Origin of the sequence: Cupriavidus pauculus, assembly GCF_003854935.1 — a bacterium.
Lineage (GTDB): Bacteria > Pseudomonadota > Gammaproteobacteria > Burkholderiales > Burkholderiaceae > Cupriavidus > Cupriavidus pauculus_C.
Genome location: NZ_CP033969.1, coordinates 244,561 through 261,036, shown reverse-complemented (window position 1 = coordinate 261,036; position 16,476 = coordinate 244,561). Strand labels below are relative to the sequence as shown.

Annotated in this window: 10 protein-coding genes; 3 read left to right on the top strand and 7 right to left on the bottom strand. The window is 69.0% G+C overall.

Annotated elements, in window-relative coordinates:
- Positions 1–742 precede the first annotated feature (742 nt).
- Together dacB and EHF44_RS02880 are read right to left on the bottom strand one after the other, a co-directional pair.
- Positions 743–2,332, bottom strand: a complete 1,590-nt coding sequence (gene dacB, locus EHF44_RS02885; protein WP_124682351.1) for a D-alanyl-D-alanine carboxypeptidase/D-alanyl-D-alanine endopeptidase — start codon at positions 2,330–2,332, stop codon at positions 743–745.
- Between the two features lie 106 nt (positions 2,333–2,438).
- Positions 2,439–2,909: a PACE efflux transporter gene (locus tag EHF44_RS02880; RefSeq protein ID WP_124682350.1), complete on the bottom strand. Its 471-nt coding sequence runs from the start codon at positions 2,907–2,909 to the stop codon at positions 2,439–2,441.
- 117 nt (positions 2,910–3,026) lie between these two features.
- On the opposite strand from EHF44_RS02880, the gene EHF44_RS02875 reads away from it, so the two are divergent.
- A complete protein-coding gene (locus EHF44_RS02875) occupies positions 3,027–3,926 on the top strand; it encodes a LysR family transcriptional regulator (RefSeq protein ID WP_124682349.1) in 900 nt (299 codons plus the stop codon).
- 15 nt (positions 3,927–3,941) lie between these two features.
- Here the strand turns inward: EHF44_RS02875 and EHF44_RS02870 are convergent, their stop codons facing one another.
- The 5 genes from EHF44_RS02870 to EHF44_RS02850 all read right to left on the bottom strand — a co-directional run bounded on the left by EHF44_RS02870 (position 3,942) and on the right by EHF44_RS02850 (position 14,044).
- Positions 3,942–4,370, bottom strand: a complete 429-nt coding sequence (locus EHF44_RS02870) for a hypothetical protein (protein WP_124682348.1) — start codon at positions 4,368–4,370, stop codon at positions 3,942–3,944.
- Between the two features lie 142 nt (positions 4,371–4,512).
- The gene (locus tag EHF44_RS02865) at positions 4,513–6,030 is read right to left on the bottom strand and encodes an efflux transporter outer membrane subunit (protein WP_124682347.1); all 1,518 of its coding nucleotides are present in this window, start codon (positions 6,028–6,030) and stop codon (positions 4,513–4,515) included.
- Positions 6,030–9,338: an efflux RND transporter permease subunit gene (locus tag EHF44_RS02860; protein ID WP_124682346.1), complete on the bottom strand. Its 3,309-nt coding sequence runs from the start codon at positions 9,336–9,338 to the stop codon at positions 6,030–6,032. The genes EHF44_RS02865 and EHF44_RS02860 overlap by 1 nt, the downstream gene beginning before the upstream one ends.
- Positions 9,335–12,529, bottom strand: a complete 3,195-nt coding sequence (locus EHF44_RS02855; protein ID WP_124682345.1) for an MdtB/MuxB family multidrug efflux RND transporter permease subunit — start codon at positions 12,527–12,529, stop codon at positions 9,335–9,337. The genes EHF44_RS02860 and EHF44_RS02855 overlap by 4 nt, the downstream gene beginning before the upstream one ends.
- Before the next feature lie 18 nt (positions 12,530–12,547).
- A complete protein-coding gene (locus EHF44_RS02850) occupies positions 12,548–14,044 on the bottom strand; it encodes an MdtA/MuxA family multidrug efflux RND transporter periplasmic adaptor subunit (protein ID WP_124682344.1) in 1,497 nt (498 codons plus the stop codon).
- Between the two features lie 309 nt (positions 14,045–14,353).
- Between EHF44_RS02850 and EHF44_RS02845 the strand changes: the two genes are divergently transcribed.
- Together EHF44_RS02845 and EHF44_RS02840 are read left to right on the top strand one after the other, a co-directional pair.
- The gene (locus EHF44_RS02845; protein ID WP_124682343.1) at positions 14,354–15,088 is read left to right on the top strand and encodes a response regulator; all 735 of its coding nucleotides are present in this window, start codon (positions 14,354–14,356) and stop codon (positions 15,086–15,088) included.
- 9 nt (positions 15,089–15,097) lie between these two features.
- A complete protein-coding gene (locus EHF44_RS02840; RefSeq protein WP_124682342.1) occupies positions 15,098–16,381 on the top strand; it encodes an ATP-binding protein in 1,284 nt (427 codons plus the stop codon).
- Positions 16,382–16,476: the final 95 nt, after the last annotated feature.

The window sequence follows — 16,476 nt, the reverse complement described above, 5'->3', positions numbered from 1 at the left end:
GCTCTTGGCTTTCTCCCCTCTCCCGCACGGCGGGAGAGGGGCCGGGGGTGAGGGCCAGCAGTGCAAATTGCCACTAGTCGGCAAGCAGACCCTCAACACCCTCACCCCCAACCCCTCTCCCGCAAGCGGGAGAGGGGAGCAAGAAAGCCGGTGGAGACCCGGACTTGACCCAATGTTTTCTCCCCTCTCCCGCATGGCGGGAGAGGGGCCGGGGGTGAGGGCCAGCGGCGCAAATTGCCACTAGTCGGCAAGCAGACCCTCAACACCCTCTCCCCCAACCCCTCTCCCGCAGGCGGGAGAGGGGAGCAAGAAAGCCGGTGGAGACCTGGACTTGAGACCCAATGTTTTCTCCCCTCTCCCGCAACGCGGGAGAGGGGCCGGGGGTGAGGGCCAGCGGTCAAAATCGCGACAGGTCGGCAAGCAGACCCTCAACGCCCTCTCCCCCAACCCCTCTCCCGCACGGCGGGAGAGGGGAGCAAGAAAGCCGGTGGAGCCTGGACTTGAGACCCAATGTTTTCTCCCCTCTCCCGCATGGCGGGAGAGGGGCCGGGGGAGAGGGCCAGCGGTCAAAATCGCGACAGGTCGGCAAGCAGACCCTCAACACCCTCACCCCCAACCCCTCTCCCGCAGGCGGGAGAGGGGAGCAAGAAACCAGTGGAGACCTGGACTTGACCCAGTGTTTTCTCCCCTCACCCGCACGCCTGCGGTACGCCAGGCAGCGCGGGCCAACCATCGCCCAGCCTTACTGCGCCCCCTTGTACACCCACTGCATCAGCGCGTCGTGCGCTTCCTGCGCGGCCGAGGCGTTGGGGTGGTTGATGTAGGCCACCACCACGTAGCGGTCGCCGTTGAGTGCGTCGACGTAGCCGGCCAGCGCGCGGACGTCGGCCAGGGTGCCGGTTTTCAGGTAGGCGTTGCCGGCAGCCGTGGCGCGCGTCAGGCGGTTGCGGAGCGTGCCGTCGACGCCCAGGATCGGCAGCGAGTCGACCAGTGTCGGGCCGACGTTGCTGGCCAGCGCCTGTTGCAGCAGGCGGGCCATGTCGTAGGCGCTGATGCGTTCCTCGCGCGACAGCCCCGAGCCGTTTTCCATCACCAGCCCCGGCATGTCCAGCCCCTGCCTGGCCAGCCACTGGTGGATCACGCGCGACGACTTGTCGGTGCTGGCCGGGCCCTTGCGGTCCATTTCCGCGCCGATCGTCAGGAATAGCTGGCGGGCCATCACGTTGTTCGAATACTTGTTGATGTCGCGCACGATGTCGCCAAGCGGCTGGCCGTAGTGGCGCGCCAGCAGGAAGGCGCCGCGCGGCACGGCGCCGCTGCGCAGCCCCGGCGTGCGTGCAAAGCGGCCGCCGGCGTTCTGCCATTCGGCGACGAACCCGCCCCAGATGAAATCGCTATGGCTCAGCGTGGCCAGGTTGACGATGTGCTCGCCGCAATCGGCCGAATAACTGCCGTCGAACGCTGCGACGACCGTGCCGTCCGGCTGCGGCATGATCGCCGGCGTGGCGCGTGACTTCCAGTCGCCGCAGCGGCCGTTGGCCAGCGTCAGCCGGTTGTCCACGCGCAACTGCGCCAGCGCCGGGGTAACAGCAACGCCGACGGTGCGATTGGCCGCGTCGGGCGTGATCGTGAACGAAAGCGTCTTGAAGGCGTAGAGCAGGGCGTCCGGATTGACGTTGTAGGCGCGCTGCGTCTCGCCGTCGATCGTGTAGCCGGCTTCGGCGCCGTCGGCAAAGAAGCTGCGGTCCAGCACCACGTCGCCGTCGATGGTGGCGGCGCCGGTGGACCGGGCCGTGGCCACGAGCTTGGCCATTTCCTCGGGCACCAGCTTGGGATCGCCGCGGCCGCGCAGGTAAACGTTGCCGTGGATCGTGCCGTCGGGGCCGGGCTGGGCGTCGGCGTAGAGCGAAGTCAGCCAGCGGAAGTCGGGCCCCAGCAGTTGCAGGCCGGCGAACGTGGTGACCACCTTCATCGTCGACGCCGGATTCATCGGCGTTTCCGCATTCCAGCTCACGCGGGCCTGCGGCGCGCCCACCTTGACGACGTAGAAACTGGCGGCCGACAGCGGCACCTGCGCGCGGCGCAGGGCCGTGGTCACCGTGGCGGGCAGGCCCGACCGCGCGGCGGCGGGATCGGCCGGCTCGGCCCTGGCGCGTGCCACGCCGGCGGTGGCGGCAGCGGTGGCCGCCGCCGTGGCGGCGCGCGCGGCCTTGGTGTTCTTCGAGGGCTTGGCCTGGGCTCCGGACAGGCCGAGGATGAGCAGCGTGGCCGCGACGATGGCGGGCGACAGGCTGCGGCGGAGCAGGGGCGGGCGGTTGGGCATGGCGAGCATGTTAACGCATGGTCCATGCAGCCCGGATGACATCATGCGGCCGTTTCCGGCCGCAATTCCCGCGCGAGGTCGACCCCGCGCCGCGTGGCGGGGCCGCGTTCGCCGGTCAGCCGTTGGCCGACTGGCAGTCGCGCGTGGCGGAGGGCGGGGCGGCGTTGGGCGTGGCGTTCGGGATCGGGAAGACCGCGTCGTACGCCCAGTTGTAGAAGAACGCGTAGACCATGTAGTAGCCGGCCACGGCAATGTCCATGATGAAGGCGTCCACGAGGCCGATGTTCAGGTACCACGCCACCGACGGCAGGAACACGATCAACAGCCCGCCTTCGAACATGACCGCATGGAGCACGCGGATCGGCGTGGACTTCTTGAGCTGGCCCGTGAACCGCAGCATGGCCCGGTCGAACAGGATGTTGTAGACGTAGTTCCACGTGGCGGCGATCAGCGCGGCGACCGCGCCGACGATGCCCATCTGGTGCAGGTCGTAGCCAAAGACCAAGCTGGCCAGCGGGGCAAAGACGATCAGACCGATGACCTCGAACCCGACGGTGTGACGGATACGGTCCGCAGTGGTACGCATGTGATTCTCCAGATGCCCGGGTATCGGGCGACGATGGGCGCCATTCTATCGGCCAGACAGCGGGTCGCAAGTTGGATACCATCTGCCAAACCGATAGATCGCGGAGTGACCCGTCCCATGAGCTTGTCCCTGGACCAACTGCAGGCGTTCGCCGCCGCCGCCGAGACCGGCTCTTTTTCCGCCGCCGCGCGGCGCCTGGGCAAGGCCCAGTCGGTGATCAGCGCGGCAGTGGCCAATCTGGAAGTCGACCTGGACACCGCGCTGTTCGACCGCAGCGCGCGCTACCCCGTGCTGACGCCGGCCGGCGAGCGGCTGCTGCTGGAGGCGCGCGTGATCCTGGAGCGCTGTGAGCATTTCCGGGGCGTCGCCAAGAGCCTGGGCGAGGGCGTGGAGTCGCGGCTCACGCTGGCCGTCGACGAGCTGTATCCCGAGGAAACGCTGGGCGAGCTGCTGACCGAGTTTTCCGAGCGCTTTCCGTCCGTCGAGCTGGAAGTCCTGTTCCCGCTGATGGAGGACGTGAGCCGGCTGGTGCTGAGCCAGTGCGCGGACCTGGGCATCATGTGGCGCCAGGAAATCCTGCCGCCGGAACTGGGCTTCCACGCGCTGGGCTGGGTGCCGATGCCGATCATCTGCGCGCCCGACCACCCGCTCGCGGCGCATCCCCGCGTCGACTTCGAGGACCTGAAGCGCTACCGCCAACTGATGGTCGCCACGCGCAGCGACAGCGAGGAAAAGAAACGGCTGCGCGTGGCCGCCGAGGTCTGGTGGGTGGAAAGCCAGTGGGTCATCGTCGAACTGGTCAAGCGCCGCCTGGGCTGGGCCTTCGTCCCCTGGCACGTGGCCGCCAACTCCCCGGCCGCCGCCGGCCTGGTATCGCCGCAGGTGACCTTCCAGGACCAGGACTGGCCCGTGGCGATGGAACTGGTCTGGCACAAGCAGCGCCCGCTGGGCAAGGCCGCCACATGGCTGCGCGAGCGGGTCAGCCAGCAGGCGCTGCCGGTGCCGGTGGGGCGCTAGGGGGGATGCCGTGGGTTACCGGTCGAGAAACCAGCGCACGAAATTGGCGGCACGCCGATCCGCCGAGGTGGGCGGGAACGTCAACGTGTGGAGCTCGAACGTCCCGCCCCGGACAGGCTGCGCGGCGTCGGTATATCGAATCTCGTTGTCGCCAACGTCGAATTTGTTTGCGGGTGACCAGGGCGCGAAGTGATAGCTGCGATGCGCCAACAGTCTCCCCAGCCGGTCGTAGACGCGAAGGCGGGCCTCATGCGGATGGCCGGCCGGGCCGTCAGGAAGGCTGCAAACCTCCAGAACATAACCCGCGCCGGCGAGTGTTCTTTCAGCAGACCCACAATCCCAGGGACGAGGGTCCAGGCGGAGGGCATAGATGGCAACGGTGCCTGCCAGAAGCAGACACAGCAGGGAGAAGGTCCGTAGCCGGACCCAGGTTTTCTCGGACATGAGTGATGGGGATTACGGGTCGTTCGTCAGCGCTCCTGTCGATGCGCGACGACGATAGCGCGACACGCTAACGCAGCCCCGGTCCGTTGTCTCTCGCACTTCTACGAATTTGCCGTCATGCCGCCGGCCGCCTTTCCCAATGTCACGACGCCCCGCCCGCGGCCCCCTGCTGCGGGGCGGGCTGTGCCGGCTGGGTGGCCTGTGGTGCGCCGTCGGCGGTCGGGCCATGCCACCCACCCCCCAATGCCTTGATCAGCGTCACGGCCGCCGTGTACTGGCGGCCCGTGATCGATAACGCCGTGCGTTCGGCGGTGTAGGCGGCGGTCTGGGCGGTCAGCACGTCCAGCAGGCCGGCGGTGCCGGCCTTGTAGCGGTTGTTGACCAGCGCCAGCGCCTCGCGGGCCGAGCGCAGGGCGTCGTACTGGACCTGCGCTTCCTCGTCCAGCAGGCGGGCGGCGGCGAGGTTGTCCTCGACTTCCTGGAAGGCTTCCAGCACGGTCTGGCGATAGTTGGCGACGGTCTGGTCGTAGGCGGCCACGGCCTGGGCCTTGGCGGCGCTGCGCAGGCCGCCGTCGAACACGGTGCCGGCCAGGCCGGCGCCGACCGACCATACGCGGTCCGGCAGCGACAGCCAGCGCGCGAGCGTGCTGGCTGTCAGCCCGCCCGATGCGGACAGCGAGAGCGTCGGGTAGTAGGCGGCCTGCGCCACGCCGATGTCGGCGTTGGCCGATGCCATGCGGCGTTCGGCGGCGGCGATGTCCGGACGGCGTTCGAGCAGCGTCGACGGCACCGCCACGGGCACGCGCGGCAGCGTGACGTCGGCATCGGCCACGGCCAGCGCCAGGTCGGCCGGCGGCTTGCCAACGAGTACGGCCAGCGCGTGTTCGTACTGGGCGCGCGTGATCCGGATGTCGATCAACTGGGCCTGGGCGGACTTGAGCTGGGTCTCGGACTGCAGCACGTCGGAGCGCTGCGCCGTGCCGGCCTGGTACTGGTTCTGCACCAGTTGCAGCGAGCGCTGGTAGTCGGCCACGGTGCGTTCCAGCAACGCGCGCTGGGCATCGGCCACGCGCAGCAGGAAGTAGCTCTGCGCCAGCGTGGCCTGCGTGGACAGCAGCGTCGATGCCAGGTCGGCCTCGCTGGCCTGCGCGCCGGCCTGGGCGCTTTCCACCTGCCGGCGGATGCGGCCCCAGACGTCGATCTCCCATGTGGCGGACAGCGTCGCGTTCTGGCCGTTGGTGATGCGGCCGCCCGAGCTGGACGCGCCGCGCGACACGCCCGCGTTGGCGCCCACCGTCGGGAAATAGCCGGCGCGCGCGGCCGCCAGCGCGGCGGTGGCCTGGCGGTAGACGGCCTCGGCGGCCTTGATGTTCTGGTTCGATACCTGGACCTGCGACATCAGGCCGTCGAGCACCGGATCGTCGAACGCGCGCCACCAGTCGGGGCGCGCCATCGTGTCCTGCGGCTCGGCGGTCTTCCAGTCGCCGGTCCAGGCGGGCATCGCGTCGCCGGCTTCCTTGAACGCCTTGGGCACGGGGGCGTCGGGGCGCTGGTAGTCGGGGCCCACCGCGCAGCCGGCCAGCAGGGCGCAGGCCAGGGCAACGGCGGAGAACGAAGCCGAGATCGGGAAATGGCGGCGGAACATTGCGGGAGCTTTCATCAGTGTTCAAGGTGCGGCGCGGCGCCATCGCCACGGCCGCGCTGGCGGCGGGCGCGCCAGGCGTTGACTTTCAGGCGCCAGCGGTCGAGCGTCAGGTAGACCACTGGCGTCGTGTAGAGCGTGAGCAACTGGCTGACCACCAGGCCGCCGACGATGGAGATGCCCAGCGGGGCGCGCAGCTCGGCGCCGTCGCCGCGGCCGATGGCCAGCGGGATGGCGCCCAGCAGCGCCGCCGCCGTGGTCATCATGATCGGCCGGAAGCGCAGCAGGCAGGCGCGGAAGATGGCGTCGCGCGGGCTCAGGCCGTCGCGGCGTTCGGCGTCGATGGCGAAGTCGATCATCATGATCGCGTTCTTCTTGACGATGCCGATCAGCAGGATCACGCCGATCAGCGCGATGATGCTGAACTCGGTCTTGAACAGCAGCAGCGCCAGCAGCGCGCCCACGCCGGCCGACGGCAGCGTCGACAGGATCGTCAGCGGGTGCACGTAGCTTTCGTACAGAATGCCCAGCACGATGTAGATCGTGATGATGGCCGCCAGGATCAGCAGCGGTTGGCTCTTGAGCGAGTCCTGGAACGCCTTGGCACCGCCGGCGAAGTTGGCCTGCAGCGTCTCGGGCGCGCCGATCTGGGCCATCGCCAGCTTGATGGCGTCGGTGGCCTGCGACAGCGAATAACCCTCGGCGAGGTTGAACGAGATGGTCGACGCCGCGAACTGGCCCTGGTGGTTCACGCCCAGCGGCGTGCTGGTGGGCACCACGCGGGCAAAGGCCGACAGCGGCACGCGGTTGCCGTTGCCGGTGACCACGTAGATGTCCTGCAGCGCGTGCGGCCCCTGCAGGTACTCGGGGCTCAGTTCCATGACCACGCGGTACTGGTTCAGCGGGTGGTAGATCGTCGACACCAGCCGCTGGCCGAAGGCATCGTTCAGGATGGCGTCCACCTGCTGGGCCGTCACGCCGAGCTTGGACGCCGTGTCGCGGTCGATGATGACCGACGTCTGCAGGCCCTTGTCGTTGGTGTCGGTGTCCACGTCCTCCAGCCCCTTGATGTTCGAGATGGCCGCGCGCACCTTGGGTTCCCAGGCGCGCAGCACCTCCAGGTCATCGGACTGCAGCGTGAACTGATAGGCCGAACTGCTCTGCCGGCCGCCCACGCGGATGTCCTGCACCGGCGTCAGGAACAGGCTTGCGCCGGGCTCCCTGGCCAGCTTCACGCGCAGCCGGGCGACGATCTGGTCGGCCGTCTCGGTGCGCTCGGACAGCGGCTTCAGCGTCACGAACATCTGGCCCGTGTTGCGCTGGGAGCCGCCCGTGAAGCCGGTAACGTTGACCACGGCCGGATCGGACTGGACGATCTTGATGAAGCTGTCGAGCTTGGTCCGCATCAGCTGGAACGACGTGGCCTGGTCCGCGCGGATGAAGCCGATCAGCCGGCCCGTGTCCTGCTGCGGAAAGAACCCCTTGGGCACGATCACGTACAGGTACACGTTCAGCGCGATGGTCAGCAGCAGCACGATCCAGACGACCGGGCCGTGCCGCAGCGCCACGCCCAGCGTGCGGCCGTAGGCGTCCTGCATCCAGGTGAAGACGCGCTCGCTGGCGCGGTAGAAGCGGCCCTGCGGCACGTCCGGGCGGGGCGTGCGCAGCAGCCGCGCGCACATCATCGGCGTGGTGGTCAGCGACACCACCAGCGACACCAGGATGGCCACCGACAGCGTGATGGCGAACTCCTGGAACAGCCGGCCGACGATGCCGCCCATCAGCAGCAGCGGGATGAACACGGCGATCAGCGACAGGCTCATCGACAGCACCGTGAAGCCTACCTCGCGCGCGCCGCGCAGCGCGGCGGCCAGCGGCTTCATGCCTTCCTCGATGTGGCGCGAGATGTTCTCCAGCACCACGATGGCGTCGTCGACCACGAACCCCGTGGCAATCGTCAGCGCCATCAGCGAGAGGTTGTTCAGCGAGAAACCGGCCAGGTACATGACCGAGAACGTACCCACCAGCGACACCGGCACGGCCACGCTGGGGATCAGCGTGGCGCGCACGTTGCGCAGGAACACGAACACCACCATGATCACCAGCGCCACCGAGATCATCAGCGTGTGCTCCACCTCGCGCAGCGACGCGCGGATGGTGGGCGTGCGGTCCATCATCACGTCCATCGAGATCGTGGCCGGGATCATCTTGCGCAGCGTCGGCAGCATCGCGTTGACGCGGTCCACCGTCTCGATGATGTTGGCGCCGGGCGACCGGTTCAGCACCAGCAGCACCGACGGCTTGCCGTTGGCCGACCCCGCATTGCGGATGTCCTGCACCGAATCCACCACATTGGCCACGTCCTGCAGCCGCACCGGCACCGCGAACGAATTGGGGCCCGGGTTGGCCGTGTTGCCGCCCGTGGCGCCGGTGCTGATGGTCTGCGTGCCGCTGCTGGTGGTGATGGTGGTCGTGGTGACGCCGTTGACGGTCTTGGTGCTGACGTTGCCGCCGGCGGCCGCGTTGGCCGTGCTGGCGATCAGCGCACCGGCCGAGGTAGACGAATACGTGCCCGGCGTGGCGTAGCGGATGATCAGCGGCATGTAGTCCTTGGCCGCCATCGCCTGGTCGTTGGCATACACCTGCCACGCCGTGCTGGCGTTGTCCAGGATGCCCAGCGGCCGGTTGGCGTTGGTGGCGCTGATCGTGTTGCGCACATCCTCCAGCGAGATGCCGTACTGGTTCAGCGCCGTGGGATTCAGCTCCACGCGCACGGCCGGCAGCGACGAGCCGCCAATCGTCACCTGGCCCACGCCCTCCACCTGCGACAGCTTCTGCGAGAGGATGGTGGACGCCGCGTCGTAGAGCTGGCCGCGCGACATCGTGGGCGACGTCAGCGCGATGATCATGATCGGCGCGTCGGCCGGGTTGACCTTGCGATAGGTGGGATTGTTCGGCAGGCTCGTGGGCAGCGTGGCGCGGGACGCGTTGATGGCGGCCTGCACGTCGCGCGCGGCGCCGTCGATGTCGCGCGACAGGTCGAACTGCAGCGTCACGCGCGTGGAGCCCAGCGAGCTGCTCGACGTGATCTCGGTGACCCCGGCTATCGCGCCAAGCGCGCGCTCCAGCGGCGTGGCCACGGTGGCGGCCATGGTTTCCGGGCTGGCGCCGGGCAGCGACGCCGAGACCGAGATCGTCGGAAAGTCCACCTGCGGCAGCGGCGATACCGGCAGCAGCCGGAACGCGGCCAGCCCCGCCAGCAGGATGCCGATGGTCAGCAGCGCGGTGGCAACCGGGCGATGGATAAAGGCGGCCGACAGGTTCATCGCAGGGTCGGCTCCTGCGGATGGCGCGGCGCCACGCCGCCGTCACCGCTGTCGTCGCCAGCGTTGCCCGTGCTGCCCGTGCCGTCATCGCCACCCTCGTCCGGGTCGCCGAAGCGGCGCTTGCGCCAGCCCTTGAGCCGGTACGCCACGCGGTCGAACGCCAGGTAGATCACCGGCGTGGTGAACAGCGTCAGCACCTGGCTGACCAGCAGGCCGCCCACCATCGTGATGCCCAGCGGCCGGCGCAGCTCGGACCCGATGCCCGAGCCCAGCATCATCGGCAGCGCCGCCAGCAGCGCGGCCATCGTGGTCATCAGGATCGGCCGGAAGCGCAGCAGGCACGCCTGGAAGATCGCGTCGTACGGCTTCATGCCGTGCTCGCGTTCGGCTTCCAGCGCGAAGTCGATCATCATGATCGCGTTCTTCTTGACGATGCCGATCAGCAGGATGATGCCGATGATGGCGATGATGCCCAGGTCCTGCCGGAACAGCAGCAGCGCCAGCAGCGCGCCCACGCCGGCCGACGGCAGCGTCGACAGGATGGTCACCGGGTGGATGGTGCTCTCGTACAGCACGCCAAGCACGATGTACATCGTCACCACGGCGGCCAGGATCAGCCAGAGCGTGTTCGACAGCGACGCCCGGAACGCCAGCGCGGCGCCCTGGAATTCGGTGGCCATCGAGATCGGCAGGCCGATTTCCTGCTCCACCTTCGTGATCTTGTCGACGGCGGCGCCCAGCGACTCGCCCGGCGCCAGGTTGAACGAGATCGTCGCGGCCGGGAACTGGCCCTGGTGGTTGATCACGAGCGGCCCGGTACGCTCGGAAATACGCGCGATCGACCCCAGCGGCACCTGCCCGCCCGACGACGACGGCAGCCGCAGCTCGGCCAGCGACGCCGGGCTGGTGCGGAATTCCGGCATGGTCTCCAGCACCACGCGGTACTGGCTGGCCTGCGTGAAGATCGTGGAGATCAGCCGCTGGCCGAAGGCGCTGTAGAGCGCGCTGTCGATCACGGCCGTGGTGATGCCGAAGCGGGCGGCGGCGTCGCGGTCGATCTCGACGAACGCGCGCAGGCCGTTGTTCTGCTGGTCGCTGGCCACGTCGCGCAGCTCGGGCTCGCGCTGCAGGCGTTCCACCAGCTTCGGCACCCATTCGGCCAGCACGTTCGGATCGGGGTCCTCCACCGTGAACTGGTACTGCGTGCGCGCGACGCGGTCCTCGATCGTCAGGTCCTGCACCGGCTGCATGTAGAGCGCCACGCCGCCCAGCTTCTGCACGGCCGCCTGCAGGCGGTCGGTCACCACCGCCATGCTGTCGCGCTCGTCCTTGGGCTTCAGGTTGATCAGCATGCGGCCGGCGTTGATGGTCTGATTGGTGCCGTCCACGCCGATGAACGACGAGACGCTGGCCACGGCCGGGTCCTCCAGGATCACCTTCTGCACCGCTTCCTGCTTGCGGCCCATCGACTGGAACGAACTGGTCTGCGCGGCCTCGGTGATGGCCTGGATCACGCCGGTGTCCTGCACCGGGAAGAAGCCCTTGGGCACCAGCAGGTAGAGCAGGCCGGTCAGCACCAGCGTGCCGACGGCCACCACCAGTGTGGCGGTCTGGCGCGCCAGCACCCATTCCAGCGCCCGGCCGTACCTGGCGATCACGTTGTCGAAGAAGCGGCCCGTGGCCAGGTGGAAGCGCGACTGTTCGGACTCGGGCACGTGGCGCAGCAGCCGCGCGCACATCATCGGCGTCAGTGTCAGCGACACCACGGCCGAGATCAGGATGGAGACCGCCAGCGTGATGGCGAACTCGCGGAACAGCCGGCCCACCACGTCGCCCATGAACAGCAGCGGGATCAGCACGGCCACCAGCGAGAACGTCAGCGAGATGATCGTGAAGCCGATCTGCTTGGACCCCTTGAGCGCGGCCGCCATCGGGGAATCGCCTTCCTCGATGTAGCGCATGATGTTCTCGATCATCACGATGGCGTCGTCCACCACGAAGCCCGTGGCGATGGTCAGCGCCATCAGCGTGAGGTTGTTGATCGAGAAGCCGGCCAGGTACATCACGCCGAACGTGCCCACCAGCGACAGCGGCACCGCCACGCCCGGGATGATCGTGGCCGACACGTTGCGCAGGAAGATGAAGATCACCATCACCACCAGCGCGATGGCCAGCAGCAGCTCGAACTCCACGTCGCGCACCGAGGCCCGGATGGTGGTCGTGCGGTCGGTCAGCAACTGCACGTGGACCGACGCCGGCAGCGCCGCCTGCAGCTGCGGCAGCAGCGTCTTGATGCGGTCTACCACCTCGATCACGTTGGCGCCGGGCTGGCGCTGGATGTTCACGACGATGGCCGGCCTGGCGTTGGCCCAGGCGGCCAGGCGGCTGTTCTCGGGGCCGTCGACGATCTCGGCCACGTCGGTGATGCGGATCGGCGCGCCGTTCTGGTAGCCGATGATGATCTGCCGGTACTCGTCGGCGGACTTGAGCTGGTCGTTGGCGTCGATGGTGGACGCGCGCGACGGGCCGTCGAAGCTGCCCTTGGCGCCGTTCACGTTGGCGCTGCCGATGGCCGTGCGCAGGTCGTCGATCGACATGCCCAGGTTGGCCAGCGCCGTCGGGTTGGCCTGGATGCGCACGGCCGGGCGCTGGCCGCCGCTGATCGTCACCAGCCCCACGCCCTGGATCTGCGAGATCTTGGCCGCCACGCGGGTGTCCACCATGTCCTGCAGCTTGGGCAGCGGCAGCGTGTCGGACGTCATCGCCAGCGTCATGATCGGCGCGTCGGCCGGGTTGACCTTGCTGTAGACGGGCGGCATCGGCAGGTCGGCCGGCAGCAGGTTGCCGCCGGCGTTGATGGCGGCCTGCACCTCCTGCTCGGCCACGTCGAGCGACAGCGACAGCTCGAACTGCAGCGTGATCACCGACGCGCCGCCCGAGGACGACGACGACATCTGCTTCAGGCCCGGCATCTGGCCGAACTGGCGCTCCAGCGGCGCGGTGACCGACGACGTCATCACGTCGGGGCTGGCGCCGGGGTAGAGCGTGGTCACCTGGATGGTCGGGTAGTCGACCTCAGGCAGCGCGGAAAGCGGCAGCAGCTTGAATGCGACCAGCCCCGACAGCAGGATGGCCAGCATCAGCAGCGCCGTGGCGACCGGCCGCTCGATGAAGATGCGTGAAGGATTCATGCCTTGCCCGTCCTGCGCTTACTGCTGCGGCCGCTGACCGACGCTGGCGCCCGGGTTGGCCGGCGAGTTCGTGGTCGGGTTGGGATTGGTGTCGGCGTCGCGCAGGCGGCGGCGCTCGCCGGGCAGCCCGGCGGCATCGCTGGCCGCGCCATGCGCCGCGCTGGCCCCGTGGGCACCGCTGGCACCGTGCGCGCCGCTGGCGCCGCCCCAGTTGCCGCGCCGGCCCCGCGCGCGCGGCGCGCTGGACGGCTGCAACTGCGCGGCCCGGGCGGCCGGGTCTACCGCCTCCACGACCATGCCTTCCTTGAGCCGGTCGGCGCCGTCCACGACCACGCGCTGGCCCGGCTCCAGGCCCTTCAGCACGACGGTGCGGGTGCCGTCGGTCGGTCCCAGCGTCACCACCTGGACCTTCACGGCGCTGTCGTCGCCCACCACGTAGACAAAGGTGCCCTGCTGGCCACGCTGGATGGCGGCCACGGGGATCACGGTGGCATCCTCCATGGTGTCCACGCGCGTGCGCACGTTGACGAACTGGTTCGGGAACAGCATCCCGTCGGTGTTCTGAAAGATCGCCTTGAGCTTGACCGTGCCGGTGGTGGTGTCGATCTGGTTATCGGTCGTCAGCAGCGTGCCTTCGGCAAGCTGGTTGCGCATCTGGCGGTCCCAGGCCTGCACGGCCAGCTTCTCGCCGGCGTTGAGCTTCCTGAGCACCGACGGCAGGTTGTCCTCGGGAATCGTGTAGAGCACGGTGATCGGCTGGATCTGCGTGATCAGCGCGATGCCGTTGGTGTCGCCGGTGTTGACGATGTTGCCCGGATCCACCTGGCGCAGGCCGATGCGGCCCGACGTGGGCGCCACGATCCGCGTGTAGCCCAGGTTCAGCCGCGCGTTGTCGACGTTGCCCTGGTCGGTCTTGACCACGCCCTCGTACTGGCGCACCAGTGCGTCCTGGGTGTCCACCTGCTGCTTCGAGATCGAATCCTGCGCCAGCAGCGTCTTGTAGCGCTGCTGGTCCAGCCGGGCGTTCTGCAGCAGCGCCTGGTCGCGCGCAAGCTGGCCCACGGCCTGGTCCAGCGCGGCCTGGAACGGGCGCGGATCGATCTCGGCCAGCACGTCGCCGGCCTTGACCATCTGGCCTTCCTTGAACAGCACCTTGAGAAGCGGCCCCGACACCTGGGCCCGCACCGTCACGTTGGCCACCGGCGTGACGTTGCCCAGCCCGTTGAGCACCACGTCCATGTTGCGCCGGGTGACCGTGCTGACCACCACCGGCGAGCGCGGCATCGCGTTCGCCCCGCCCGGCCCCCGCCGGCCCGCGCCCATGCCCGGCGCGCCACTGGCGCCCCCGGCGGCGGCCCCGGCTGCCGGGGTGTCCGCGCGGTGGCCGTACCAGTACCAGGCGGCACCCGCCAGCACGACGATCACGGCGGCGGCAATCCAGGTGCGGCGGCGCGGGCGCGACGGACCGCGCGGCGGGGTGGGGGGGAGAGGCTGACCTTGTTGTGGGTTGGACATGAACGGAATCCTGGGAACCGGCACGACGAAAAAAGGGGGCGCGTGCCAAACGTATCGCACAGCGGTTGTGACGGCGAAGTGGCAGAAGTATGCCGCATCGCGGGGGCAGGGCGACCCGCCGTCGGATGGGATGGCGCCCGGCATGGGCGCGACACGGGTTGAAGGATAATGTGCAGCCGTCAGCCCCCGTATTTCGCGCCTTCCCGCTTTTATTACACCGGGTTACGGGCGGCGCGGGTGTAACCTCCAGAAACAAAACGCCCGGCGCGGTTTGCAAAGTTGCATGCCGGTCCTGACTATCATGTGCCTATGCGTACAAACCAGCCCACCCAGATCCTTGTCGTCGACGACGACCCCGAACTGCGCGACCTGCTGCGCGAGTACCTGACATCGCAAGGCTTTGCCGTGTCGGTGCTGCACGACGGCGACGGCCTGCAGGCCCGGCTGGAGCGCGAGCGCCCCGCCCTGATCGTGCTGGACCTGATGATGCCCAAGGTCGATGGCCTCACGGCCCTTCGCAACCTGCGTGCCAAGAACGACGACATCCCCGTGATCCTGCTGACCGCCCGGAGCGACGAGATCGACCGGATCGTCGGGCTGGAGATTGGCGCCGACGACTACCTGGGCAAGCCGTTCTCGCCGCGCGAGCTGCTGGCGCGGATCAACGCGGTGCTGCGCCGCAAGCTGGCCCGGCCCGCCGCCGCGCCCGAGGACCGCGAATCGGTGGCTTTCGGCCCGTTCCGCGTGAACTTCCGCCAGCGCTCGCTGGAACGCAGCGGGCAGGCCGTCAACATCAGCGACACCGAGTTCGCGCTGCTGAAGCTGCTGCTGATGCATCCGCTGGAGGTGCTGTCGCGCGAGCGGATCGTGGAGCTGATGTACGGCACCGCCAACGGCATCAGCGACCGCGGCATCGACGTGCAGATCTGGCGCCTGCGCCGCCTGCTGGACGAGGACGCGCAGCGCCCGCGCTATATCCAGACCGTCCGTGGCCGCGGCTACACCTTCGTGCCGGACGAGGCCGAAGACAGCGTCCCGCAATAACTTCCTGGCATGAAGCTGAGAATCGATACCCTGTTCGGGCGGATGGCGCTGCTGATTGCCGCCGTGCTGGTGATCAGCCATTTCTCGTGGCTGGCCATCCTGCGCATGGACCGGCGCCAGCAGCAGATCGACTATTCGGTGGAACAGATGCTGTTCCAGCTCGACAGCATCCAGCGCGCGCTGGACGCCAGGCCGCCGGTGCCGCTGCCCAGCCTGGTGGAGGTGGCGGACACGGCCGCCGCCGACGAGCACGCCGGTCCGGCCAAGGCCGGCCGCCCGCGCCGGCTGGTGGAGCAGTTCACGGGCCGCCTGCCGCCGGGGTCCGAGGTGCGGCTGGAGGACGAGCTGTCCACGCCCCGGCTCTGGATCAAGCTGCCGAACCGCAGCCGCTGGATCGCCATGCCGATCCTGTTCGTGCACAACCCGCCGCCCGACAACCGGCTGATGCCGGGCGTGGTGCTGGTGGTGGGCGTGGCCATCGTGTTCGCGCTGTTCGTGGCGTGGCAGATCCAGCGCCCGGTGCGCGACATGGCCGAGGCGGCCGAGAAGGTGTCGCGCCAGCAAGTGGTGCCGCCGCTGCGCGAGCGCGGGCCGCACGAGCTGCGCCAGTTGATCGAGCGTTTCAATCGCATGGTGGCCGACCTGTTCCGCATCGACCAGGAACGCAACACGATGCTGGCGGGCATCGCCCACGACCTGAAGACCCCGCTGGCCCGGCTGCGGCTGCGCGCCGAGATGCTGTCCGATCCCAAGGCGGCGGCCGGGGTGACGCGCGACGTCGACTCGATGTCGGCCATCGTCGAGCAGTTCCTGAGCTTCGCCCAGAGCAGCGAGCCCACCGCCCGCCCGGTGCCGGTGGACAAGCGCATCGGCGAACTGGCCGCGTCGCTGCAGGAACAGGACCGTCAGGTGGTGCTGGAACTGGCCGCCGGCGACGGTTTCCGGATGATCGCCACGCAACTGGACCGCATCATCGGCAACCTCGTGGACAACGCCTACGCCTACGGCGCGCCGCCCGTGTGCGTGGCGACGGCCCGCACCCAGGAGGGCTGGCGGCTGACCGTGGAAGACCAGGGGCCGGGCATCCCGGCGGAAGCCATCGAGCGCGTGACCATGCCGTTCGTCCGGCTGGACCCGGCCCGTGGCGGCAACGCCCACTCAGGGCTGGGCCTGGCGATTGTCGACCGGCTGGTCCGCCAGGGCGGCGGCCGCCTGACCATCAGCAACCGCGAGGAAGGCGGCCTGCGCGTGGAAATGGTGTTCCCGTTCACGGCACTGGCCCAGGCCGCCTAGGTCGCGTAGATATTGCGCTGGTTTGCGCCCCTCTCCCGCACGCGGGAGAGGGGCGGGGGAGAGGGCCGGCCGTCCAGTCAGCGACTGGCCGCCCC